Annotated in this window: 21 protein-coding genes; 14 read left to right on the forward strand and 7 right to left on the reverse strand. The window is 72.2% G+C overall.

The window, feature by feature from the left end; genetic code table 11:
- Positions 1–29 precede the first annotated feature (29 nt).
- Positions 30–293, forward strand: a complete 264-nt coding sequence (locus FPZ12_RS37355; RefSeq protein WP_150980685.1) for a dsRBD fold-containing protein — start codon at positions 30–32, stop codon at positions 291–293.
- A 32-nt stretch (positions 294–325) separates the two neighbouring features.
- Here the strand turns inward: FPZ12_RS37355 and FPZ12_RS37360 are convergent, their stop codons facing one another.
- A complete protein-coding gene (locus FPZ12_RS37360; protein WP_144762246.1) occupies positions 326–1,624 on the reverse strand; it encodes a nicotinate phosphoribosyltransferase in 1,299 nt (432 codons plus the stop codon).
- Between the two features lie 190 nt (positions 1,625–1,814).
- Here FPZ12_RS37360 and FPZ12_RS37365 point away from each other — a divergent pair, with 190 nt between their 5' ends.
- The 4 genes from FPZ12_RS37365 to FPZ12_RS37380 are packed head-to-tail and all read left to right on the forward strand — an operon-like array spanning position 1,815 to position 5,885.
- Positions 1,815–2,453: a phosphoribosyltransferase gene (locus FPZ12_RS37365; RefSeq protein ID WP_144762249.1), complete on the forward strand. Its 639-nt coding sequence runs from the start codon at positions 1,815–1,817 to the stop codon at positions 2,451–2,453.
- Positions 2,450–4,174 (forward strand): AMP-binding protein, encoded by a 1,725-nt coding sequence (locus FPZ12_RS37370; protein ID WP_144762252.1) that lies wholly within the window; start codon positions 2,450–2,452, stop codon positions 4,172–4,174. The genes FPZ12_RS37365 and FPZ12_RS37370 overlap by 4 nt, the downstream gene beginning before the upstream one ends.
- Positions 4,171–4,971, forward strand: coding sequence for a thiamine pyrophosphate-dependent enzyme (locus FPZ12_RS37375; RefSeq protein WP_144762255.1), 801 nt, complete (start codon positions 4,171–4,173; stop codon positions 4,969–4,971). The genes FPZ12_RS37370 and FPZ12_RS37375 overlap by 4 nt, the downstream gene beginning before the upstream one ends.
- Entirely contained in the window at positions 4,968–5,885 is a 918-nt protein-coding gene (locus FPZ12_RS37380) for an alpha-ketoacid dehydrogenase subunit beta (RefSeq protein WP_150980688.1), read from the forward strand. Before FPZ12_RS37375 ends, FPZ12_RS37380 begins: the two co-directional genes overlap by 4 nt.
- Before the next feature lie 138 nt (positions 5,886–6,023).
- Here the strand turns inward: FPZ12_RS37380 and FPZ12_RS37385 are convergent, their stop codons facing one another.
- The 3 genes from FPZ12_RS37385 to FPZ12_RS37395 form a co-directional block, all read right to left on the reverse strand.
- Positions 6,024–6,779, reverse strand: a complete 756-nt coding sequence (locus FPZ12_RS37385; protein ID WP_144760747.1) for a universal stress protein — start codon at positions 6,777–6,779, stop codon at positions 6,024–6,026.
- Complete coding sequence (locus FPZ12_RS37390; RefSeq protein ID WP_144760744.1) at positions 6,776–7,933, reverse strand: WS/DGAT domain-containing protein; 1,158 nt, start codon at positions 7,931–7,933, stop codon at positions 6,776–6,778. Before FPZ12_RS37390 ends, FPZ12_RS37385 begins: the two co-directional genes overlap by 4 nt.
- 88 nt (positions 7,934–8,021) lie before the next feature.
- On the reverse strand, positions 8,022–8,897 hold the full coding sequence (locus FPZ12_RS37395; RefSeq protein WP_144760741.1) for a universal stress protein: 876 nt from the start codon (positions 8,895–8,897) through the stop codon (positions 8,022–8,024).
- A 141-nt stretch (positions 8,898–9,038) separates the two neighbouring features.
- Here FPZ12_RS37395 and FPZ12_RS37400 point away from each other — a divergent pair, with 141 nt between their 5' ends.
- From FPZ12_RS37400 to FPZ12_RS37430, 7 genes are all read left to right on the forward strand, one after another.
- On the forward strand, positions 9,039–9,449 hold the full coding sequence (locus FPZ12_RS37400) for a pyridoxamine 5'-phosphate oxidase family protein (protein ID WP_144760737.1): 411 nt from the start codon (positions 9,039–9,041) through the stop codon (positions 9,447–9,449).
- 171 nt (positions 9,450–9,620) lie between these two features.
- Positions 9,621–10,796 carry a glycoside hydrolase family 64 protein gene (locus FPZ12_RS37405; RefSeq protein WP_144760734.1) on the forward strand — a complete coding sequence of 392 codons (1,176 nt, stop codon included), beginning with the start codon at positions 9,621–9,623 and terminating at the stop codon, positions 10,794–10,796.
- A gap of 479 nt (positions 10,797–11,275) precedes the next feature.
- A complete protein-coding gene (locus tag FPZ12_RS37410) occupies positions 11,276–13,738 on the forward strand; it encodes a sensor histidine kinase (protein ID WP_243770234.1) in 2,463 nt (820 codons plus the stop codon).
- Positions 13,738–14,151: a roadblock/LC7 domain-containing protein gene (locus tag FPZ12_RS37415; RefSeq protein WP_144760731.1), complete on the forward strand. Its 414-nt coding sequence runs from the start codon at positions 13,738–13,740 to the stop codon at positions 14,149–14,151. Before FPZ12_RS37410 ends, FPZ12_RS37415 begins: the two co-directional genes overlap by 1 nt.
- A 46-nt stretch (positions 14,152–14,197) precedes the next feature.
- Positions 14,198–14,569: a DUF742 domain-containing protein gene (locus FPZ12_RS37420; RefSeq protein WP_424923681.1), complete on the forward strand. Its 372-nt coding sequence runs from the start codon at positions 14,198–14,200 to the stop codon at positions 14,567–14,569.
- A gap of 79 nt (positions 14,570–14,648) precedes the next feature.
- Positions 14,649–15,203: a GTP-binding protein gene (locus FPZ12_RS37425; protein WP_144760728.1), complete on the forward strand. Its 555-nt coding sequence runs from the start codon at positions 14,649–14,651 to the stop codon at positions 15,201–15,203.
- Between the two features lie 91 nt (positions 15,204–15,294).
- Positions 15,295–16,221 (forward strand): 5'-3' exonuclease, encoded by a 927-nt coding sequence (locus FPZ12_RS37430; protein WP_144760725.1) that lies wholly within the window; start codon positions 15,295–15,297, stop codon positions 16,219–16,221.
- A 520-nt stretch (positions 16,222–16,741) separates the two neighbouring features.
- Here the strand turns inward: FPZ12_RS37430 and FPZ12_RS37435 are convergent.
- Genes FPZ12_RS37435 through FPZ12_RS37445 form a run of 3 tightly spaced genes read right to left on the reverse strand, consistent with a single transcriptional unit; the run spans position 16,742 to position 18,469 of the window.
- Entirely contained in the window at positions 16,742–17,377 is a 636-nt protein-coding gene (locus tag FPZ12_RS37435; RefSeq protein WP_166463033.1) for a GOLPH3/VPS74 family protein, read from the reverse strand.
- Positions 17,364–17,579, reverse strand: coding sequence for a type II toxin-antitoxin system antitoxin (locus FPZ12_RS37440; protein ID WP_144758579.1), 216 nt, complete (start codon positions 17,577–17,579; stop codon positions 17,364–17,366). Before FPZ12_RS37440 ends, FPZ12_RS37435 begins: the two co-directional genes overlap by 14 nt.
- Complete coding sequence (locus FPZ12_RS37445; RefSeq protein ID WP_144758583.1) at positions 17,579–18,469, reverse strand: SPFH domain-containing protein; 891 nt, start codon at positions 18,467–18,469, stop codon at positions 17,579–17,581. Before FPZ12_RS37445 ends, FPZ12_RS37440 begins: the two co-directional genes overlap by 1 nt.
- 159 nt (positions 18,470–18,628) lie before the next feature.
- Between FPZ12_RS37445 and FPZ12_RS37450 the strand changes: the two genes are divergently transcribed.
- Both FPZ12_RS37450 and FPZ12_RS37455 read left to right on the forward strand, forming a co-directional pair.
- Positions 18,629–19,471, forward strand: a complete 843-nt coding sequence (locus FPZ12_RS37450; protein WP_144758626.1) for an ABC transporter ATP-binding protein — start codon at positions 18,629–18,631, stop codon at positions 19,469–19,471.
- An 8-nt stretch (positions 19,472–19,479) separates the two neighbouring features.
- Positions 19,480–20,670, forward strand: coding sequence for an ABC transporter permease (locus FPZ12_RS37455; RefSeq protein WP_144758586.1), 1,191 nt, complete (start codon positions 19,480–19,482; stop codon positions 20,668–20,670).
- The last annotated feature ends 244 nt before the right edge of the window (positions 20,671–20,914 follow it).

Here is a 20,914-nt window from a genome sequence, read left to right on the forward strand (position 1 = left end):
GGGTGGGCCGGGAACGGAAGAGGAGAGCGATGACTTCGAGCACGTGGACAGTGGACGTCGCGCTGGACGAAAGCGGCGGCACCACCAGGGCACAGGTCCGCCTCGACGCGGGCACCGGCACCTTCACCGGCATCGGACTCGTGCGCGGCGGGCCCCGCGGCGTGCACCTGCCGGAAATCGCCGCCGAGCTGGCGATCGCCAGGGCGTTCAGCGATCTGACCGAGGAACTGCTGGAGGCCGTCGCCTCCGACATCGAAGCCCAGTCCCGGCCCCCGTTGGCCGCGGCCCGCTGAACGCGCGCACGGCTCCTTCGCCTGCGCGACCCCTAGCCCGCGCCGGGCTGGGCGACCGGCTCGGCGAGCCCGTCGGAATAGCGCACCGGCACCGGCTCGGGCTCGCGCAGGCGGCGCGCGTGCCGGGGCAGCCAGCGCAGGTCCCGTTCGAACCGCATCCGGGCGTCGGCGAGCCCGTGTTTGCCGCGCACCCGCCGCCCGTTGCGCATCACCGGCTCCAGCACCGCGCGGTGCGCCGCCGGGACGGGCTCGTCCCGGCGCGCCAACGTGTCCTGTTCGCCCGAAGCCGTCCGGTGGACCTGCTTCGCCCACGGCACGATCCGGCCGGGCCGTGACGGCGTGCCGTCGTATTCGACGAGTTCGTAGGCGCAGTCGAGGAACGGCACGTCCGCCGACAGCACCCCCTCGGTCCCGACGCCGAAGGAGTCGATCGGCGCGCCGGAATCCCGCAGCATGGCCAGTTCGTACTCGTCCAGCCCGCCCGCGGCCATGATCCTGGCGTGCGTCAGCCCGGCGCGGTCGAGCAGGTCGCGCACCTGCCGCGACGCCGTCAGCACGTTCCCGGCCTCGAGCCGCAGGCCCACCTTGTCCTCGGCGAGCCCGAGCGTGCGCACCACTTCGATCAGGGTGCGCACGCCCTCGGTCGCGTCGGACTCGTCCACCAGGAACCCCAGGCCCTGGGGGAAATCCTCGGCGAACGCCCGGAACGCCGGCTGCTCGGCGCCGAACGCCAGCACGAACGACGGGTCCATGGTGCCCACCGGCCGCAGCCCGAATTCGCGCGCGGCGGACAGGTGCGTCGTGCCCGCGAACCCGGCGAGCGCCGTCGAGCGCGCGACGGCGTGCGCGGTGCTCGCGCTGTGCACGCGCTGCGCCGCGAAGTCGATCAGGTCGGCGCCGCCCGCGGCGATGCGGCAGCGGGCCGCGCCCGTGGCGACCGCCGAGGAGAAGCTGACGAAGTTGAGCAGGGCCGAGCCGACCAGTTTCGCCACCGGCAACGCCGCCGTGACCTCCAGCAGCGGCTCACCGGCGAACATCAGCCGTCCTTCCGGGGCCGCCCACACCTCGCCCTCGAACCGCAGCGGCGCCAAGGCTTCGAGGTCCGCCCACGTCAGCCCGACCTCGGTGCGCAGATACCCGAGCTCTCCTTCCCCGAACGCGAACTTCTCCAGGAACGCCAGGCATTCGTCGAGACCGGCCGAGACCACGAACCCGCGGTCCGGGGGCAGCTCGCGGGCGAACAGGCTGAACGTCGCCTGCCCCGTCATGCCCCGGCGCAGGTAGCTGACGGCCATCCGGATCTCGTCCAGGCCGCCGTGCAAGGACGTCATCTCTTCATCATGAGGGACCTTCGCCTCTGGTGGCAGGGCACGGTGGCCCCACCGGTGGGGACCTTCTGCCCCCGCGACCGGGTTCCTTCCCGGTCAGGGATTTCCCGGCCGACCCATGGGGACTTTGTGCCGTGCGGCGCGGTTACCTCCAGCCCTCCCCTCGTTCCCGCCCGCGCGCCAAGCTGTTCCCATGGTGCTGGACGACCGTGCGGCAGCGGGCCGCGAACTCGCGGAGCGGCTCCGCGGGCACGCCGGCGGGGTGGTGCTCGGCCTGCCCCGGGGCGGGGTGGTCGTCGCGGCCGCGATCGCCGAACGGCTGGGCGCGCCGCTGGACGTCGTCCTCGTCCGCAAGGTCGGCGCCCCGGATTCTCCCGAGCTGGCGCTGGGCGCGGTAGGCGAAGACGGCGTGGTGGTCGGGAATCCGGCCGTGCTGCGGCATTTCCGGCCCAGCGCGCGGATTTTCGCGCACGCCGCCGCCGAAGAGCGCGCCGCGCTCGAGCAGCGCGCGGAGCGCTACCGCGCGGCCCGCCGCATCCAGCCCGTCGCCGGGCGCACCGTCATCCTCGTCGACGACGGGATCGCCACCGGCGCCACGGTTCGCGCGGCGACGGCCGTACTGCGGGCGCGCGGCGCGGGCACGATCGTGCTCGCCGTACCGGTCGCTCCCCCGCAGGCGCTCGCGACCCTGTCGCTCCTCGTGGACGAGATCGTCTGCCTCACGGTGCCGCGGCGGCTGCGCTCGGTCAGCCAGTGCTACGCGGATTTCTCCGAAGTCGGCGACGACGAGGTGCTCGCCCTGCTGCGCCGGTTCGCCGGGGTCCCGGCATGACGGGCAAGCGGATCGGGAAGCCGGAGGCCGTCCGGCTCGCCGCGAACCTCCAGGACTACCGGCGTGCGCGCGCGGAGTTCAGCTGGGAGGCGGAAACCCTCGCTCTGTCCGGCTTGCCGCGCGGCCGCGGGCTCAACCTCGCGCACGAGGCCGCCGACCGGTACGCGGACGGGCCCCGGCGAAACCACGCCGCGCTGCGCTGGACCGACGGCCAGGGGCAGCCCGCCGAACTCACCTACGGCGAGCTCGCGCGGGACAGCAGCCGGTTCGCGAACTTCGCCAAGGCGCTGGGAGTTCCCGGTGGGGAACGGGTTTTCACCCTCCTCGGCCCTGGGCCGGACCTGTCGGTGACGGCGCTGGGCACGCTCAAATCCGGCTGTGTGCTGGCTCCCCTGTTTCCGGCGGCAACGCCGGACGCGATGCTCCAGCGGATGCGCGCGGGCGAAGCCGGCGTGCTGGTGACCACGCCCCAGCTCTATCGCCGGAGCGTCGAGGCGATCCGGGACGAAATCCCTTCCCTGCGCGAAATTCTGCTCACCGGCGAGGACGCGCTGCCCGGGACGCGGGCACTCGCGCCCGCGCTCGCGGCCTCCCCGCCGGCGTTCGAGATCCCGCCGACCGCGCCCGACGACCCGGCGCTGCTGCTGTTCACCAGCGGCACCACCGGCGCGCCCAAAGGTGTCCTGCACGCGCACCGCGGCGTGCTCGCCCAGTACGTCTCCGCCCGCTACACCCTGGATCTGCACCGCGACGACGTCTTCTGGTGCACCGCCGATCCCGGCTGGGCGCCGGGCGTCATCTACGGGCTGTTCGCGCCGCTGTGCCACGGGATCACGACGGTGTGCCGGCAGCCACCGGCGGACGCGAGCCGCTGGGGCCCCGTGCTGGCCGGGCTCGGCGTGACGGTGTGGTTCACCGACCCGCGCCGTCTGTCCGCGCTGCGCGACGCCGGAGCCACGCCCGAGGTGCCTTCGCTCCGGTTCGTCGCCTCGACCGGCGAGCCGCTGAGCCCGGAACTCGTGCTGTGGAGCCAGGATTCGCTCGGCCTGCCGGTGCACAACGCCTGGGGCCAGACGGAAACCGGCGCCGCCCTCATCTCCGACTTCGCCGCCGAGGAGATCCGTCCCGGCGCGCTGGGCCGCCCGCTGCCCGGGATCGAAGCCTGCCTGCTCGACCCGCTCGGCGACTTCCCGGTCGAGGAGCCCGATCGCGAGGGCGAACTCGCCCTGCGGCAGGGCTGGCCGTCGATGTTCAGCGGCTACTGGCGCGATCCCGACAGCTACGACCGGTCCTTTTCGGACGGTTGGTACCGCACCGGCGATCTCGCCCGCCGCGACGAGGACGGCTACTACTGGTTCACCGGCCGGGTCTCCGACGCGCTCGTCACCGAGGCCGGGCTGACCGGTCCGGTCGAGCTGGAGCACGCGCTGAGCTCGCATCCCGCCGTGGCCGAGGCGGCGGTGATCACCGTGGCGCGTTCCGGCGGTGACCGCGCCAAGGCTTTCGTGGCGCTGCGCCCCGGCCGGCTCGCCACCGCCGAGCTCGCGGCGGAGCTGCTGGCGTTCGCCCGGCACCTGCCGGGTTCCGCCGCGCCCGCCGAACTCGAGTTCAGCCCGCGCCTGCCGCGCACCCTCAGCGGCAAGCTGCTGCGCCGGCTGCTGCGGGCGGCCGAACCCGGCCTGCCGGCGGGAGATGTGTCCACAGTGGAAGGTATGTCATGAACGACCGGAGCACCCGCGCCAAGAAGCGCGCCGAACTGCTGCGCCAGATGATCCGGATCCGCCGCTTCGACGAACGGCTGCTGGAGCTGGGCGGCACGGTCCGGCCGGGCGAAGAGGCACTCGCGACGGGGGTACTGCAGAGCGTCGGCGCGGACGATCCGGTGGTCTCGCTGTCCCTGGAGCCGGCCCATGCCCTGGTCCGCGGCGTGGCGATGGACGAGCTGCTCGGCGGCGGGCGGATCGTCGACGCCGGTCTCCGGTTCTACGGCGGGCGCACGGCGCCGGGAACGGGCCTGACCTTCGCGTCCGGGCTGGCCCTGTCGATCGCGCTGCAGCGCCGCCCGCTGGTCACGGTCTGCCTGTTCAGCGACGGCGGCGTACGCGACGCCGAGCTCCACGAGACGCTCAGCCTCGCGTCCCAGTGGCGGCTGCCGATGCTTTTCTGTTGCGAGAACGACCTTTCCGCACCGGAGGCGTCCCGTTCGGACACCGAGCTGGCGATGCACGCGGCCTCGTACGGGATCCCGGCGTGGGCCGTCGACGGGATGGACGTACTGGCCGTGGTGGACGCCGCCGAGCGGGCGGTCGAGGCGATCCGCGCCGGCGAGGGGCCGCATTTCCTGGAGCTGTACACCTACCGGTTCCGCGGCATGGCCGAGGTCGCGCGGTGGCGCGAGTTCGACCCGATCCCGCTGCTGGTCTCGATGATGTGCGCGAGCGACGAGATCGGGCTCGAAGAGGCGGTGACCCTGGAGTCCGAAGTGGACTCCGAGGTCGGCGCGCTGGCGCGCGGATGAGGAAAACGACCTACCAGCGGGCGGCGCGCGAGGCGATCCGGGAAGCGCTGCTGCTCGACGAGCGGGTGTTCGTGATGGGCGAGGACGTCTCCTCGTCCACCGGGCTGCTGGGCGAGTTCGGCCCGGACCGGATCCGCGACACTCCCCCGTCGGCGTCGTCGTTCGTGGCCGCCGGGATCGGCTCGGCCGTCGGCGGGATGCGGCCGATCGTGGAGGTCTCCGCGGCCGACGCGGGACTGCCGACGCTGGACCAGATCCTGACCAACGCGGCCACGCTGCGGCACATGTCCGGCGGGCAGCTGACCGTGCCGCTGGTGATCCGCATGGTCAGCGGCCGGAACTGGCTCGCGCACGACATCGGCGGCTGGTACGCGCACGTCCCGGGCCTGCGGGTGGTCGCGCCCGCCACGCTCGAAGACGCGCGCGGCATGTTGTGGACGGCGCTCGAGGACCCGGATCCCGTGTTGCTGGTGGAGCACTCCTCGCTGCACGACACGCGCGGGGAGCTGCCCGAGGACACGCGCCCCACCGACATCGAGCGGGCCATCGTGCGGCGGGCGGGCAGCGACGTGACGCTCGTCGGCTACGGCGCGACGCTGCCGGTCACGCTGATCGCCGCGGAGGAACTCGGGCAGCGCGGGGTGGCCGCGGACGTGGTGGATCTGCGCTGCCTGCTGCCGCTGGACGAGCACACGATCCTGGAGTCGGTCGGGCGCACGCGGCGGCTCGTGGTGGTCGACGAGGGCAGGCGCGGGGGCGGGCTGTCCGCGGAGATCGCGGCGGGGGTGGCGGAGCGGGCGTTCTACACGCTCGAAGCGCCCATCGAGCGGGTGTACGCGAAGCGCACCGACACCGGCACGCGGCTGCCCGCGCCCGCCGAGGTGGTCGAGGCCGCGCTCCGCTCCGTCGGCTGAACGGCGCGCCGCCCGAGGGGGACACGTCGTTACCGGCGGTTGCTTCCCCTCGGGCGGGCAGTGCCGGGTGCCGTCCCGGTGGATAGGAGTGTGCTCCGCGCGAGGGGCCCTTGTCTGGGGCCGAACGTCACTGCAACCTCACTGCGGCAGCCCGGTTCCGCGCACCAGCACCACCGGGCACGACGCCTGCCGGATCAACGCACGGCTCGTCGCACCCAGCGTGCCCGCACGCAACGCACGCCCACCCAGCACCAGCAACCGCGCCCGCCCACTGTGCTCCACCAGCCGCGCGACGGGATTTCCGTTCTCCAGCAACGGAGTCACGGGCACCGAGGGGTACTTCTGCCGCCAGTCCCGCAGTTCCGCGGTCAGCTCCCGCGCCGCCGGTCTGGCGCCTTCGCTCGCCCGCAGCGCGAGCACGCCGGTCCCGTGCAGGTCCGCCTCGTCGAAGGCGAACGCCAGCGCCGCGTCCGCCGCGCCGTGCACGCCGGTCAGCACCTGCCCGCGCCCGCCGAGCCGCCCGCGCACCACGACGACCGGGCACCGGCTGTTCGCGGCGACGTACTGCGCCACCGAGCCGAGCGCGACGTGCGGGCCGGGCCCGAGACCACGCCAGCCGACCACGAGCATCGCCGCGCGCGCAGATTCGGCGACGAGGTTCTGCCGCGCGTTCCCGATCCGCAGCGCGCATTCCTTCTCCCCCGCGTCACCGGCGAGTTCGGCGGCCTCGCGCAACCAGTCCCGGCCCAGCGCGAGGACGGAACAGGCGTGCACGATCCGCAGCGGCAGCCCGCGCCGCTGTGCCTCACGGGCCGCCCAGCGGACGGCGTCCAGGGCGATCCCGGAACCGTCGACGCCGACCACGATCGGATCCCCAGCGCTCCGCACGCTCATGCCGTCCTCGTCCGCCTTTCGAACAACGGGATCACGGTGCGCCGGACGGTGGCGGCGGCCTCGTCGACCTCGGCGGCGAGCGCCTGCGCGAACCGGCCGGGCTCGGGGAACGACCCCCGGCCGCCGGAACAGCCGAAAACCACCCGGCCGGCGTAGCGATACGCGGACACGGTCACGCCCTGGTTGTTCCCCTCGGCCCACGCCGTGATGCCTTCGACCGGCACGCCGCCGAGCAGCATCGGCGCCGCGGGCCCGCGCACGTCGGTCAGCACGCCGACGTCGGCGCCCGTCAGGTGGCTCGCGAGCCCGCGCGGGACGCGCACCGCGCGTCGCCGGACCTCCGCCAGCCGGTCACGGAAAGCCCTGTGCCCCAACGAAATCCCGGGCAGTACGACGGTTCCCTCGGCGCCGGGCAGCAGCCAGGACAGCGCACCGGTGCCGTGGCAACGCGCCAGCGCGCCGGTGACCAGCGCGGTGTGCACGTCGGCCAGTGGGGCACCGGCGGCACGGCTGATCGCGGCGATCGTCTTCGTGGGCACGGGCCTGCTCCAGGCCACGGCCTGCGGCACCGGGCCGGCGTCCGGACGGCGGCGGCTGAGCAGTTTCGCCATCCCCGTCAGGGTTTCCCAGTCGCTGGTGACCAGCGCGTCGGCCAGCCGGAGCGGCGCCGCGGGCAGCGTCGAGACCGCCAGGTCGAGCACTCCCCCGGCCGCGCCGAGCGCCGCGGCCACCCCGCACGCGGGCCCGGCCGCGAGCATCCGCCCGGCCGGGCGCAGCCCGCGCACCGTCCGACGCAGCCTGCCGCCGAGCTCGCCCACGGTTTCCCGCGCCGCCGTGCCGGCGGGCTTCGAGAAGACCGGATCGTTCTGCACCGGGATGCCCGGGCCGACCGGCCGCAGCACGTCGTAGACCTCGCGCGGGTCGCCGCAGCGCAACACCAGCGCGCTGCCCTCCCCGTACCCGCGCACCAACCGCGCCGGCTCGGCCTGCCGCGCCACGACGCCGCGCAGCGCTTCTTCCGCCCCGGCCCCCGGCAGGTCGGTCACCTCGAAACCGGCCAGCTCGGCGGGGAACTCCGCGCGCAGGGCGGCGGGGTCGACAGCGGTTCGGGTCCACAGCACGCAGGTCAGGGCGCGCCGGTCGAGCGGCGGCATGGCGTGGTCCTTCCTCTCCCGGGGTCCTCCCAGCTTTCAGTGGGAGACACCCCGGGATGAAGGGCCGTTGGTCACCGGTTCCCGGGTCTCAGTCCTCCGGGCGGACGACGAGCACGGGGCAGCCGGCGTGGTGCAGCAGCGCCTGGCTGGTGGAACCCAGCAGCAGCCCGGTGAACCCGCCGCGGCCGCGGCTGCCGACGACGACGAGCTGCGCCTGCTGGGACTGCTCCAGCAGCAGGGTGCGCGGCCGGTCCCGCGCGATCACGCGCTCGATGTGGACGTCCGGGTACTTTTCCTGCCAGCCCGCCATGCTTTCGGCGAGCACGCGCTGCTCCTCATTGCCGGAACCGGGCTCGGGCAACGGGTAGTCGGCCGACAGGCCGCTCAGGTAGTCCACGTCGTTCCACGCGTGCACCGCAACCAGCGGCACGCCGAGCCAGGACGCTTCGTCGAACGCCACGGCCAGCGCGCGCTCACTCGTCGGACTGCCGTCGACGCCCACGACCACCGGCCCCGAGGACGCAGGCTCGCCGTCGGGCCGTCGGCGGATCACGGCGACCGGGCACGCCGCGCGCGCGGCGACGGCCACCGCGGTCGAGCCGATGAGCATCCCGGTGAACCCGCCCCGGCCCGAAGCACCCAACACGATCGTGTGAGCCCGCTCGGACAGTTCCAGCAACGCCGGGACCGGAACCTGCCGCGACCGTTCCTGTGTGACAGTCACGCCCGGCCGTGTCTCGCGCGCGATCCGCGCCGCCTTTTCCAGTTCCTCCGCGGCGTATTCCTCGATCTGGTCGAACAAGCTCTGCGAGGCCGGCAAGGTGATCGCCACGGCTTCCTGGGCGAAGACCAGGTGCAGGGGCAGGTTTCGCCGCCCCGCTTCCTCGGCGGCCCAGCGCACCGCTCTTCTCGCCTCGTCCGAACCGTCCACCCCGGCCACGATCGCCCCGGTCGCGTCTGTCATCGCACTCCTGCCTTTCGCTTCCCGTACCCCTGGATTCCGACCGTACGACGATCCCGATCACCCCGCAGCGGCCGTGCGGCCCGCCGGTTGAGGACTTCCGGCCCTCACGCGTGGGGCCGGACCCTCGACACACTTCCGGCTATGAACGAGCTGCGGCCGCTCACCCGCCGTGAATGCCTGGAGCTGCTCGGGTCCGCCACCGTCGGCAGGCTGGTGTTCTCCGAGGGCGCGCTCCCGGCCATCCGGCCGGTGAACTTCGTGCTGCACGAGGGCGACGTGGTGCTGCGGACGTCCCGGGCAGGCGCGCTGGGCAAGCTGTCCGACGAGGTGGTGGCGTTCGAGGTGGACGAGATCCACCCGGAGACGCACACCGGCTGGAGCGTGGTCGCGGTCGGCAAGATCGACCCGGTGACCGACATCGACGAGATCGTGGCGCTCGCGGACCCGCGGCGCCGGCCGTGGGCGCCCGGCGAGCGGGACCGGTTCCTGCGGATCCGGGTGGAGATCGTCAACGGGCGGAAGGTGTCGCTCGGCGGCCCGTACACCGGGTAGAAAACCGTGGCGGGACAACGAAACCCGCCGCGCCATAGTGGACTAGACCACTGCCCGTCAAGCGGCGCACGACCTTGGTCGGGAATCCGCGCGGATCCGTTGACGGTGCCGTTCTCCCCTGCCTAGCTTCGGAATCTCCCCTTCAGCACCCGCACAAGGAGGAGATAGCCCTTGGTTTCCCGTCGTGGCTTCCTCGGCCTGACCGCGGCCGCGCTGGCCGTGCCCGCCGTGTCCGCCCTCTCCAGCCTGCCCGCCGCGGCCGCCACCCCGGCGACCTTCACCCTCAGCCTGGCCAACGATTCCGGCTCCGGCACCGTCTACGCCTACGTCACCGGCACCACGCCGGACGGCAAGCTGGTGCTGATCGACGCCGGCGGCTCGCCCTACTACCCGGACTCGCCTTCGGGCGAGCTCACGCCCTTGCCGGTCGACTGCGCGATCCCGGTGGGCTCCGGCAAGCAGGTGAGCGTGCCGAAGATGGCCGGCGCGCGCATCTACTTCGTGACCGACGCGAAGCTGGACTTCTTCCTCAACCCCGGCCCCGCGCTCGTGCACCCCAGCTTCCTGAACTCCGGCGACCCGAACTTCGCGAAGAACTGGTCCTTCGCCGAGTTCACCTTCAACGACGCGCAACTGTTCGCCAACATCAGCTACGTCGATTTCGTCGGCCTGCCACTGAGCCTGGGGCTGACCACGTCCTCCTCCGGTTCGCAGTCGGTGCCGGGCCTGCCCTCGGGTTCGGTCGACGCCGTCGCGAGCGGGCTGAACGCCCAGGGCGGCAGCTGGGCCCAACTGGTCCAGACCGGTTCGGACGGCAAACCGCTGCGGGTGCTCAGCGCGCAGCACAAAGCGGACCAGTTCTCGGGTTACCTCGACGGCTACATCGACCAGGTGTGGCAGAAGTACGCCTCGGAGACGCTCACCGTCGACAGCCAGAACCCGTCGCTGGGCAAGTTCACCGGCAAGGTCAGCGGCGGCACGCTCACCTTCGACAACGGCGAGACCTTCGCGAAGCCGGCCACCGCGGACGTGTGGAGCTGCGACAGCGGGCCGTTCAACCTCCAGGGCGCGAGCGACGCGCGCAAGGCGATCGTGCCGCGGCTGGCCGCGGCGCTGAACCGGACCACCTTGCTGGACAACGCGAACCAGCCGGACGGCGAAGACCCGGCGAAGTTCTACCAGAACGCCGAAACCAACCACTACGCCCGCATCGTGCACGGCAAGCTCCCGGACAACCGGGGCTACGCCTTCCCCTACGACGACGTCACGCCGGGCCAGGACTTCAGCGGTTCCGTCTTCGCCGGGGACCCCGTGACCCTCACGGTGACGGTCTCCGCCACTCACTGAACCACGCCCTTTCAGCGGCCGCCGTATAGATCGTTATACGGCGGCCGCTGTGGTCCGGACCACACGGAAACCGGTCCGGGGCGGTGATTTCCCACACCGCCGCCATCCCCGCCGAAAACCCGCGTACCGGCGCCCCGCGTTTACGATCGCGAATTCCGCGCGGGTCCCCATCGCCTTCCTCCCGCCGCCTTCACTGTGCGTGCGCACTCTGCCCGTGATGGCCGCTTTCTGTTGTCACCACACGGAAAACGCCGCGAAAACCCGCATCCGGCGACGAGCTTCGCGTGGTTGGAAATTTGTTCCCCACCGGTGTCAAGGGACACAATCAGATGAACGAGAACGTGAAGTTGACTCACAGTTGCTGGAATGATTAATCTGCCTGGGCGCTGGCGGAGCCCCTCGGCTTTTCCACGCCGTGTGCCAGCTGGGGGCGGGGGCCCGGGCAAAGTCCAACGAGTGCGGGAAGGCCCTCAGGAGCCTTGAAGAAGATATTCGGAACGGGTGCCGGACGTACTTCGATCCGGACGAAGGTGCTCGCGATCGCCTTCGTGCCCAGCGTGGCCCTGCTGGTGGCCGGCGTCGCGCTGGCGAGTTACCTGGTCTACCAGGCCGTCGAAGCGCGCACCTTCATCACCAAGGTGCACGACTCCGCGCCGGTGGCGACCCAGTACTTCGCTTCGGTGCGCGCCGAGCGGCAGCTGACCCTCGCGGATCTCGCGACGCACGGGAGCGTGCACGCGCAGCTGGTCCAGTCGCGCGGCAAGACCGACTCGACGGCGGCGGCGCAGGCGCGGAACCTGGCCGGGCTCTACGACCAGGCGCCCGAACGCGTGCAGGCGAGCATCGACCGCACCGGGCAGCTCGTCGGCGAACTCCCCGCCTTCCGCGCCAAGGTCGACTCGGGCCAGGCGACCACGATGGACGCCTACACCTTCTACAACAACCTCATCGACGAGTACACCGAAGGGCTCAACGGTGTCGCCGAGGGCGCGCCCGACGCCGAAGCCGCGTACCTCCGCGTGACCGCGATGCCGCTGTTCTCGGGCGCCGACGCGATGGCCCGCGGCGACGCGCTGGCCGCCGCCGGGTTCGCGCGCGGCGGGCTGACCGGCGAGGAGTTCAACGCCTTCGTCTCCGCGGTCGGCGCCTACCACTCCGCCTTCGACGGCCAGGTCCGGGAAATGATCCCGTCGGTGCGCGAGAAGTACGAGGCACTCAAGGCGAGCCCGGCGTGGGCCACGCTGACCACCGTCGAGAACTCCGTGCTCAACGGTGACCGCGACACCCTGCCGGTCGCGCAGCAGCAGTGGCGCGACGCGGCGACCCAGGTCGCGGGCCAGCTGATGAACCTCTACATCGAGCAGAGCACCAACGCCACCAACGTCGAGATCGACACCGGCAACCGCAGCCTCGTCACCTCGATCGTCGCCGGCGCCGCCGCACTGCTGATCGCGATCGCGGTGTCGATCTTCGCCTGGCGGATGTCCTCGCGGCTGATCCAGCGGCTGCGCAGGCTGCGCGAGGAAACGCTGGAGATCTCCGAGGACCAGCTGCCCGACCTCGTCGGCCGGGTCCGCAACGGCGAGGAGGTCGACCTCGTCGCCGAGATGTCCTTCCTCGACCACGGCGAGGACGAAATCGGCCAGGTCGCCGACGCGTTCAACAAGGCGCAGCAGACCGCCGTCGCGGCCGCCGTGGACGAGGCCAAAACCCGCGAGGGCACCAGCAAGGTGTTCCTCAACATCGCGCACCGCAGCCAGGTTCTGGTGCACCGGCAGCTCAAGGCACTCGACGAGGCCGAGCGCAAACAGGAGGACCCGGACCAGCTCGACCTGCTGTTCAAGCTGGACCACCTGTCCACCCGCGCGCGCCGCAACGCGGAGAACCTGATCATCCTCGGCGGCGAGCGCCCCGGCCGCCAGTGGCGCAACCCCGTGGCGCTGGCCGACCTCATCCGCGGCGCCACCGCCGAGACCGAGGACTACGCCAGGGTCAGCACCGGCAAGCTGCCGGGCGTCGCGGTCAGCGGCCCCGTGGTCGCCGACCTGATCCACCTGCTCGCCGAGCTGATCGACAACGCCACCTCGTTCTCGCCGCCGCAGTCGCGGGTGGAGATCTGGGGCGACGTGGTCGGCCGCGGCGTGGTGATCGAGATCGAGGACCAGGGCCTGGGCATCGAACCCGAGCAGGCCGACGAGCTCAACGCGATGCTGGCCGACCCGCCGGACTTCAGCGTGATGGCGCTGTCGAGCGAACCGCGGCTGGGGCTGTTCGTGGTGGCACGGCTGGCTTCCCGGCACGGCATCACGGTGACGCTGCGGCAGTCGGCGTACGGCGGCACGAGGGCCATCGTGCTGGTGCGCTCGGAACTGCTCACCCCGCTGCCCTCGCCCGAGGAAACCGAAGTGCCGGAAACCCCGGCGCCGCACCAGAACGGCCACCACGCGGGCGGCAACCACCGCGCGGCCGCACCGCCGCGGCGCAACGGCGCCACCGAGCGGCAGAACGGCAACGGCGCGCCTCCCGAGCCCGGCGTCCTGCCGGTGCGCCGTCCGCAGCCGGTACCGTCGCCGGAGGAAGCCGCACGGCACAACGGGGTGCTCGCCGAACCGGAGACCAGGGTCGACCTGTTCACCCCGCCCGCGCGCCCGCCACGGCAGCAGCCGCCCACGCGGCAGGACACCCGTCCCCCGCAGCAGACCCGGCCGCCGCAGCCGGGCGGGCCGATGTCCCCGGACCGGCCGGCCCTGCCGCGCCGTCGCCGCCAGCAGAACCTGGCGCCGCAGCTGCGCACGAACGAACCGCAGGCCGACGACTACGCCGCCGCCCCTTCGGACGATCCCGAAGAGGCGCGCAGCAGGCTCTCCGCGTTCCAGGCCGGAACGCGGCGGGCCCGCGACAACGACCCAGCCGCCACCGACTTTTTTGGGGAGCGCAAGTGATGACAGGTCCCGGAGTCAACGAGCTGGACTGGCTGCTCGACGACCTGCTGCAGCAGGTGGCCGGAGCCGACCGCGCGGTCGTGCTGTCCGCGGACGGGCTGCTCGTCGGCCGGTCCACGAATCTGTCCGAAGAGGACGGTGAGCACCTGTCCGCGGTCGCGTCGGCGTTCCAGAGCCTCGCGAAGGGCACCGGCCGGCACTTCGGCGGCGGCCAGGTTCGGCAGACGGTGGTGGAGATGGACCACGCGTTCCTGTTCGTCACCGCCGCCGGGTACGGGGCCTGCCTCGCGCTGCTCACCAGCGAGGAGGCCGACATGGGTCTCGTCGCCTACGCGATGAACATGATGGTCAAGCGCGTCGGGTCGGTGCTCTCGGCCGCGCCGCGGGTCGAGCACGCCGGAGGCCACGCGTGAACCCCGGCCGCGCGCGGCCCGCCCGTGACGGCGCAGCACCGTGATCATGCAACAGGACGAGGCCTGGTTCGACGACGCCGCGGGGCCGCTGTACCGGCCCTACACGGTCACCGGCGGCCGGACCAAGACGGACGCGCAGATCGGCCTCGATCTGCTCACGCTCGTGGTCGCTTTGACCTCCGCGGGAGACGCGGCGGGCCTGCCCAACGAGTACGCCCGCATCGTGCGCCTGTGCCAGCAGCCGCTGTCGGTGGCCGAGGTGGCGGCGTACCTGGAGCTGCCGCTGCCGGTGGTGAAGGTGCTGCTGGCCGATCTGATCGAGCAGCACCACGTGATCTTCCGCAGCTCGGCGCCGGTGACCGCCGCCCCGGACGAACGCATCCTGCAGGCGGTGCTCGATGGCATCCGCAGACTCTGACAGAGGGAACGAGTTGGACCACCCCGTCCGCGGCGACCTGGCCCACCCGGGCACGCCCCACCGCCGCAACCTCAGCGCGATGACCCTGAAGCTGCTGATCGCCGGCGGCTTCGGGGTGGGCAAGACGACGATGGTCGGCTCGGTGAGCGAGGTGCCGCCGCTGCACACCGAGGAGGCGATCACCGCGGCGTCGGCCGGGGTGGACGACCTGACCGGCGTCGAACGCAAGACCACCACGACGGTCGCGCTGGACTTCGGCCGCATCACCGTCAACCCGGAGCTGATCCTGTACCTGTTCGGGACCCCGGGCCAGGACCGGTTCTGGTTCATGTGGGACGAGCTGGCCGTGGGCGCGCTGGGCGCGGTGGTGCTCGCCGACACGAGGCGGCTCGAGACCTGCTTCCCCGCGCTCGACTTCTTCGAGCGGCGCGGGCTCCCGTTCGTCGTGGGAGTCAACTGCTTCGACGACGCGTACCGCTACGGCACCGAAGAAGTGCGCGACGCGCTGGAGCTGGACCAGAGCATCCCGGTGCTGCTGTGCGACGCGCGGGACAAGGAGTCGACCAAGCAGGTGCTGGTCACGCTGATCCAGCAGGTGATGGCGAACCAGCGCCTGGCGGCGGGCCGGGCCTGACGGCGTTCCCGCGTGCGCGGCTCCCGGCGACGGCGTCCGGGTTTCCGACCAGGGCCATGCCGGGGTTCCGCCCGTCTGGCAGGCTGTTCCGGTGACGATAGCCCTGCTGGACTCCGCGAGCCTGTACTTCCGCTCGTTCTTCGCGCTGCCCGAGTCGATGACCGCGCCGGACGGCACGCCGGTGAACGCGGTCCGCGGTTTCGCCGACACGATCGCCCGCATCCTCACCGACCGCAGGCCCACCCGGCTGGTCGCCTGCCTCGACGCCGACTGGCGCCCGCAGTTCCGGGTCGAACTGCTGCCCAGCTACAAGGCGCACCGGGTCGCCGACGCCGAAGCGAACGCCGAGGAGGTGCCCGACACGCTCACCCCGCAGGTACCGATCATCCTGGAGCTGCTGGAGGCCGTCGGCCTGGCCACCGCCGAGGCGCCGGGCTACGAGGCCGACGACGTGATCGGCGCCCTCACCGCGCGGGAGCAGGCCGACCCGGTCGAGGTGATCACCGGTGACCGCGACCTGTTCCAGCTCGTCCGCACCGAGCCGACCGCGGCGTCGGTGATCTATGTGGGCAAGGGCTGGGCGAAGGCGGAGGTCCTCGGCCCGCCCGAGATCGCCGAGCGCTACGGCGTGCCGAAGGACAACGCGGGCCCGGCGTACGCGGACATGGCGGCACTGCGCGGCGATCCGTCCGATGGGCTGCCCGGCGTGGCCGGCATCGGCGACAAGACCGCGGCGAAGCTGATCACGCAGTTCGGTTCCCTCGACGCGCTCGTCGAAGCGGCGAACTCGAGCAGCAGGGACCTGCCGCTGAAGATGCGCCTGAAGCTCAAGGATGCCGCCGATTATCTCGCGGTGGCCCCGAAAGTGGTGCGGGTGGCGACGGACGCGCCGGTCGAACTGTCCGGCCCGGACACCGTGCCCGCCACCCCCGCCGACCCCGACCGCGTGGCGGAGCTCGCCGAGCGGTGGAACCTCGGGAACTCGGTGCAGCGCCTGCTGAAAGCACTCCCCGGCTGAGCCGGCGCGGCCCGGCCTCGGCTTGCTTCCGCTGCCCGGAGGCGACCGAACCTCAGAGGAGGCGGCACTGCAGCGGCCGCGAAACCGGGGCCGCACCCGCCGTGGCGAGGGTGGCGCCTGTCGTGGCGAGGGTCGCGCCCAGCGTGGCACGCCGGTCGCGCCTGCCGTAGCGCGCGGGTGCCACCTGCCATCGCGCAAAGGCCGCACCCGAAGTGGCGCGAGGGCGGCGCTTGCCGTTGTGCGCGGGTCACGCCCGCCCTGGCAAAGGCCGCACCTGCCGTGGCGAACGTCGCGCCCGCCCTGGCGAGTGTCGCGCCCACGTGGCACGCCGGTCGCGCCCGCCGTAGCGCGCGGGTGCCCCTGCCGTGGCGCGAGGGTGGCGCCTGTCGTGGCACGCGGGTCGCGCCTGCCATGGCGACGGCCGCGCCCGCCGTAGCAAAGGCCGCGCCCGCCGTAGCGAGGGTGCCGCCTGCCGTGACACGCGGGCGCCGCCCGCCATGGCACGCCCGCGCCACCCGGATCAGCCGCTCGACGCGGCCGCCGCGTGCTGGGCCTTCACCGCGCGCCGCAATGCCGCCGGGATCGGGTCGATCCGCGAACCCAGCTCCCGCAAGCGATCCCGGTACTGCCGCCGCTCGCCCCCACCCGCGACCACCCGCAGCTCACCGGCCGCCGCCAACGCCGCCAGCGCGGCAACAGGCGCGTCCACGCGATTCACCGGCTGCCCGCCGCGGATCGCGCGGCCGACCTGGTCCGCCACCCGGCGCGCGGCCCTCGTGTCCTTCACCGTCACGCGCGTGTACGGGAAGAGCCCCAGCACCCGGGTCTGCTCGGCCCCGACGACCCGCGCGCCGGCGAGCTGGTCCCGGACGGCGCCGACCATCGCGCGCTTGCCCCGCCCCACCCAGCGCCGCCAGGACCGCCCCGGAACCTGGGACACCTCCTCGAAAACCGCCCGCAGCACCAGATCCTCCGGCGGCCGCCCGGACGCCACGGCGTTACCGGCCTCGTCGGTCAAGTGTCCACTGAGGACCAGATCGGCCAGCGCCGCGGCACGCAGCATCAGGCCGAGCTCGCCGCGGCCGGTGAGCTTCCCGCGCCGCAGGTCGAACGCCAGCAGGAACAGCTGCGCCGGCAGGGTTTCAGGCGGTGTCATCTTCTTCTCCAGACTTGCGGGGGCGGCCCGGTGGCCGCATCCGGCCGACTCCCCTCGGCAGCCGCCCGGCATCGGAAAGGGCTTTCCGCAGCAGGAATTCGATCTGGGCGTTGGTGCTGCGCAGCTCGTCGGCCGCCCAGCGCGCCAGCGCGTCGTGCACCGCTGGGTCCAGCCGCAGCAGGATCTTCTTCCGCTCGGCCACTACGAGTACAGCGTCCCGGCGTTGACGACGGGCTGGGTGTCGCGGTCCCCGACCAGCACGACCATCAGGTTGCTGACCATGGACGCCTTGCGCTCCTCGTCCAGGTCCACCACTTCGTGCTCGGCCAGCCGCGACAGTGCCATCTCGACCATGCCCACCGCACCCTCGACGATCTGCGTCCGTGCCGCGACGATCGCGCCCGCCTGCTGGCGCCGCAGCATCGCCTGCGCGATCTCCGGGGCGTAGGCGAGGTGCGTGATACGGGACTCGATCACCTGCACCCCGGCCGACGCGACCCGCGCGCCGATCTCCGCGCTGAGCTTCTCGGTGATCTCGTCGGCGTTGTCGCGCAAGGAAAGCGTGCCCGCGTCGTGGGTGTCGTACGGGTAGGCGTTGGCGATGTGCCGGACGGCCGTCTCGGTCTGGATGGCCACGAACGCGACGAAATCGTCCACTTCGAACAGTGCCTGCGCGGTGTCGCGGACCTGCCACACCACCACCGCGGCCATCTCGATCGGGTTGCCGTCGGCGTCGTTCACCTTGGCCACATCGGTTTCGTGGTTGCGGATCCGGGTGGACACCCGGCGCCGCGCGCTGATCGGGTTGACCCACTGCAGCCCGTCCGTGCGCAGCGTTCCGGTGTAGCGGCCGAGCAGCTGCACCACCCTGGCCTCCCCCGGCGCCACGGGAGTGAGCCCCCGAAGCACGAGCAGTCCGGCGATCACCACGACGATTCCCACGCCCAGCCCGATTCCCCCGGCCGTCACCATGAGCACGACGCCGCCCGCGAGCAGCACCAGGGCGACGAGCAGCATCAGCGGCCCGGGCAGCGCGCGCACCGGCCGCTCCCTCGTGCGCGGGGCCGGCATCTCCACGGCTGTCTCGGTCATCTTCTCCCCTTTCGGCGCGGCGGGCTTGCCCTCCGCCGCTTACGGTAGCATAGTGATATCACATTTTCCGCTACTGAGGGGGCAACCGGCGTGACCGACCGGCGACTGGAGATCGACAGGCTCTCCAAACGATATGGCGAGACGATCGCCTTGCAGGACATGACTTTCGACGTGCGGGCCGGCGAGCTGTTCGGCTTCGTCGGCAGCAACGGCGCGGGCAAGACCACGACCATGCGGATCGTGCTGGGGGTACTCGCGGGTGACGCGGGGAGCGTGCGCTGGGACGGGCAGCCGATCACGCTGCAGACCCGGCGGCTCATCGGCTACATGCCTGAAGAACGTGGTCTGTACCCGAAGATGAAGGTGGCCGAGCAGCTGACCTACCTGGCCCGGCTGCACGGCATGTCGGCCGCGGCCGCCCGGCGCTCGGTGGCCGAGTGGACCGAGCGGCTCGGCGTGGCCGGGCGTGGCGAGGACGAGGTGCAGAAACTCAGCCTGGGCAACCAGCAGCGCGTGCAGCTGGCCGCGGCGCTGGTGCACGATCCGCAGATCCTGGTGCTCGACGAGCCGTTCTCCGGGCTGGACCCGGTCGCGGTCGACGTGATGAGCCAGGTGCTGCGGGAGAAGGCGGCCACCGGGGTGCCGGTGGTGTTCTCCAGCCACCAGCTGGATCTGGTGGAGCGGCTGTGCGACCGGGTCGGCATCGTCCGAAGTGGACGGATGGTCGCCCGTGGCACGGTGGACGAGCTGCGGGCGGGCGGTTCGGTGCGCCTGCTGATCGACGCGCCGGAGGCCCGGCGCGGCTGGGCGGACGACCTGCCCGGCGTCCGCGTGCTGTCGCACGAAGGCAGCCACACCGAACTGGAGCTCGGCGACGACGCCGACGACCAGACGGTGCTCAAGACGGCGCTGGCCACCGGGCCGGTGCACGAGTTCGCCCGGCAGCGGCCTTCGCTGACGGAGTTGTTCCGCCACGTCGTGGTGCAGGGGGAGGCAGCGTGAAGACGGGGATGAGTTCCACCGCGGCGATCGGGCTGGTGGCCGGCCGCGAGATCAGCACGAAACTGCGCTCGAAGGCGTACCTGATCAGCACCGCGGTGCTGATCGTGGTGATCATCGGGTTCGCGGTGGTCATGAAGCTGATTTCGGGCAGCGCCAGTGCCGACTCCACGGTCGGCTACACCGCGCCCAACTCCGCGCTCGCGGCGCCACTGCAGGCGAGCGGGAAGGCGCTGGGCAAGTCGATCGACACCAAGCTGGTCCCGGACGAAGCCACCGGCCGCGCCCAGGTCGAAGACGGCTCGCTCGACGCCGTCCTCGTCGGAGACGGCTCGAAGGTCGACGTCGTCGTGAAGCAGAACCTCGACGACACCGGGCGCAACGCGCTGACCATCGTCGCCCAGCAGCTCGCGCTCAACCAGCAGATCACCGCGCTGCACGGGGACCCTGCGGCGGTGCGCTCCGCGATGGCCGGCGCGCAGATCTCCGTGCAGCAGCTGGAAAAACCGCACGAGTACAACAGCCAGCAGCTCATCCTCGGGATCATCGCCGGGGTGCTGATCTACCTGTCGCTGATGCTGAACGGGCAGACCGTGGCCCAAGGCGTGGTCGAGGAGAAGACCAGCCGCGTCGTCGAGCTGCTGCTCGCGACGATCCGGCCGTGGCAGCTGATGGCGGGCAAGGTGCTGGGCATCGGGGCCGTCGGGCTGCTGCAGATACTCGCGATCGGGGTGGTCGGCATCGCGGCCGGGCTGGTGACGGGCGTGCTGACGATTTCGGCCTCGGCCGCGGTGGGCACCGTCATCTGGCTGATCGTGTGGTATCTGCTCGGGTTCCTGATGTATTCGATCGTGTTCGCCGGGCTGGGCGCGCTGGTGTCGCGGCAGGAGGACGTCGGCGGCGCGGTCGCCCCGGCGCTGATGTTCGTCGTCGCCGGGTACGTCGTCGGCATCTCGGTGCTGCCCTCGGACCCGGGCAGCCACTTCGTCGAGATCCTTTCGGTGATCCCGTTCTTCGCGCCCACCCTGATGCCGATGCGCCTGGCGATGGGCGGCGTGCCGGTGTGGGAGGCCGGGCTTTCGGTGCTCCTCGTCGCCCTGCTCATCCCGGCGCTGATCTGGCTGGCGGGCCGGATCTACCGCAACGCCGTCCTCCGCACCGGTGCGAAGGTCAAACTGCGGGACGCGCTCGCCTCGGCCTAGTTATTACGCGGAGATTTCGCTCTGTGGCGTTTTCGCCACAGAGCGAATTTTCGTCTGCCACACTCGAAGATCCACTCACCCGAGGAGATCCGGAGGTGCGGCGATGTCCAGGCGGCGGGCGCGGTCGCCGGCAACAAACAGGACCGGGAGAAGCTCAAGTAGGAGGGGGACGCCTGATGGCCACCCTGAACCAGGAGCTGCCGTCGCCGATCCTGCGGCACGAGGACATCCTGCGCAAGGCGTT

The organism is Amycolatopsis acidicola (genome assembly GCF_007713735.2).
Classification (GTDB): domain Bacteria; phylum Actinomycetota; class Actinomycetes; order Mycobacteriales; family Pseudonocardiaceae; genus Amycolatopsis_E; species Amycolatopsis_E acidicola.

What these genes read in the sequence shown, in the direction of transcription:
- FPZ12_RS37370 (WP_144762252.1), top strand. Translation starts at nt 2,450, where the DNA reads ATGACGGGCAAGCGGATCGGGAAGCCGGAGGCCGTCCGGCTCGCCGCG.
- FPZ12_RS37450 (WP_144758626.1), top strand. Translation starts at nt 18,629, where the DNA reads ATGACTTTCGACGTGCGGGCCGGCGAGCTGTTCGGCTTCGTCGGCAGC.
- FPZ12_RS37455 (WP_144758586.1), top strand. Translation starts at nt 19,480, where the DNA reads ATGAGTTCCACCGCGGCGATCGGGCTGGTGGCCGGCCGCGAGATCAGC.
- FPZ12_RS37425 (WP_144760728.1), top strand. Translation starts at nt 14,649, where the DNA reads ATGACCCTGAAGCTGCTGATCGCCGGCGGCTTCGGGGTGGGCAAGACG.
- FPZ12_RS37360 (WP_144762246.1), bottom strand. Translation starts at nt 1,624, where the DNA reads ATGACGTCCTTGCACGGCGGCCTGGACGAGATCCGGATGGCCGTCAGC.
- FPZ12_RS37400 (WP_144760737.1), top strand. Translation starts at nt 9,039, where the DNA reads ATGAACGAGCTGCGGCCGCTCACCCGCCGTGAATGCCTGGAGCTGCTC.
- FPZ12_RS37380 (WP_150980688.1), top strand. Translation starts at nt 4,968, where the DNA reads ATGAGGAAAACGACCTACCAGCGGGCGGCGCGCGAGGCGATCCGGGAA.
- FPZ12_RS37420 (WP_424923681.1), top strand. Translation starts at nt 14,198, where the DNA reads ATGCAACAGGACGAGGCCTGGTTCGACGACGCCGCGGGGCCGCTGTAC.
- FPZ12_RS37445 (WP_144758583.1), bottom strand. Translation starts at nt 18,469, where the DNA reads ATGACCGAGACAGCCGTGGAGATGCCGGCCCCGCGCACGAGGGAGCGG.
- FPZ12_RS37415 (WP_144760731.1), top strand. Translation starts at nt 13,738, where the DNA reads ATGACAGGTCCCGGAGTCAACGAGCTGGACTGGCTGCTCGACGACCTG.
- FPZ12_RS37355 (WP_150980685.1), top strand. Translation starts at nt 30, where the DNA reads ATGACTTCGAGCACGTGGACAGTGGACGTCGCGCTGGACGAAAGCGGC.
- FPZ12_RS37390 (WP_144760744.1), bottom strand. Translation starts at nt 7,933, where the DNA reads ATGCCGCCGCTCGACCGGCGCGCCCTGACCTGCGTGCTGTGGACCCGA.
- FPZ12_RS37365 (WP_144762249.1), top strand. Translation starts at nt 1,815, where the DNA reads ATGGTGCTGGACGACCGTGCGGCAGCGGGCCGCGAACTCGCGGAGCGG.
- FPZ12_RS37375 (WP_144762255.1), top strand. Translation starts at nt 4,171, where the DNA reads ATGAACGACCGGAGCACCCGCGCCAAGAAGCGCGCCGAACTGCTGCGC.
- FPZ12_RS37395 (WP_144760741.1), bottom strand. Translation starts at nt 8,897, where the DNA reads ATGACAGACGCGACCGGGGCGATCGTGGCCGGGGTGGACGGTTCGGAC.
- FPZ12_RS37435 (WP_166463033.1), bottom strand. Translation starts at nt 17,377, where the DNA reads ATGACACCGCCTGAAACCCTGCCGGCGCAGCTGTTCCTGCTGGCGTTC.
- FPZ12_RS37385 (WP_144760747.1), bottom strand. Translation starts at nt 6,779, where the DNA reads ATGAGCGTGCGGAGCGCTGGGGATCCGATCGTGGTCGGCGTCGACGGT.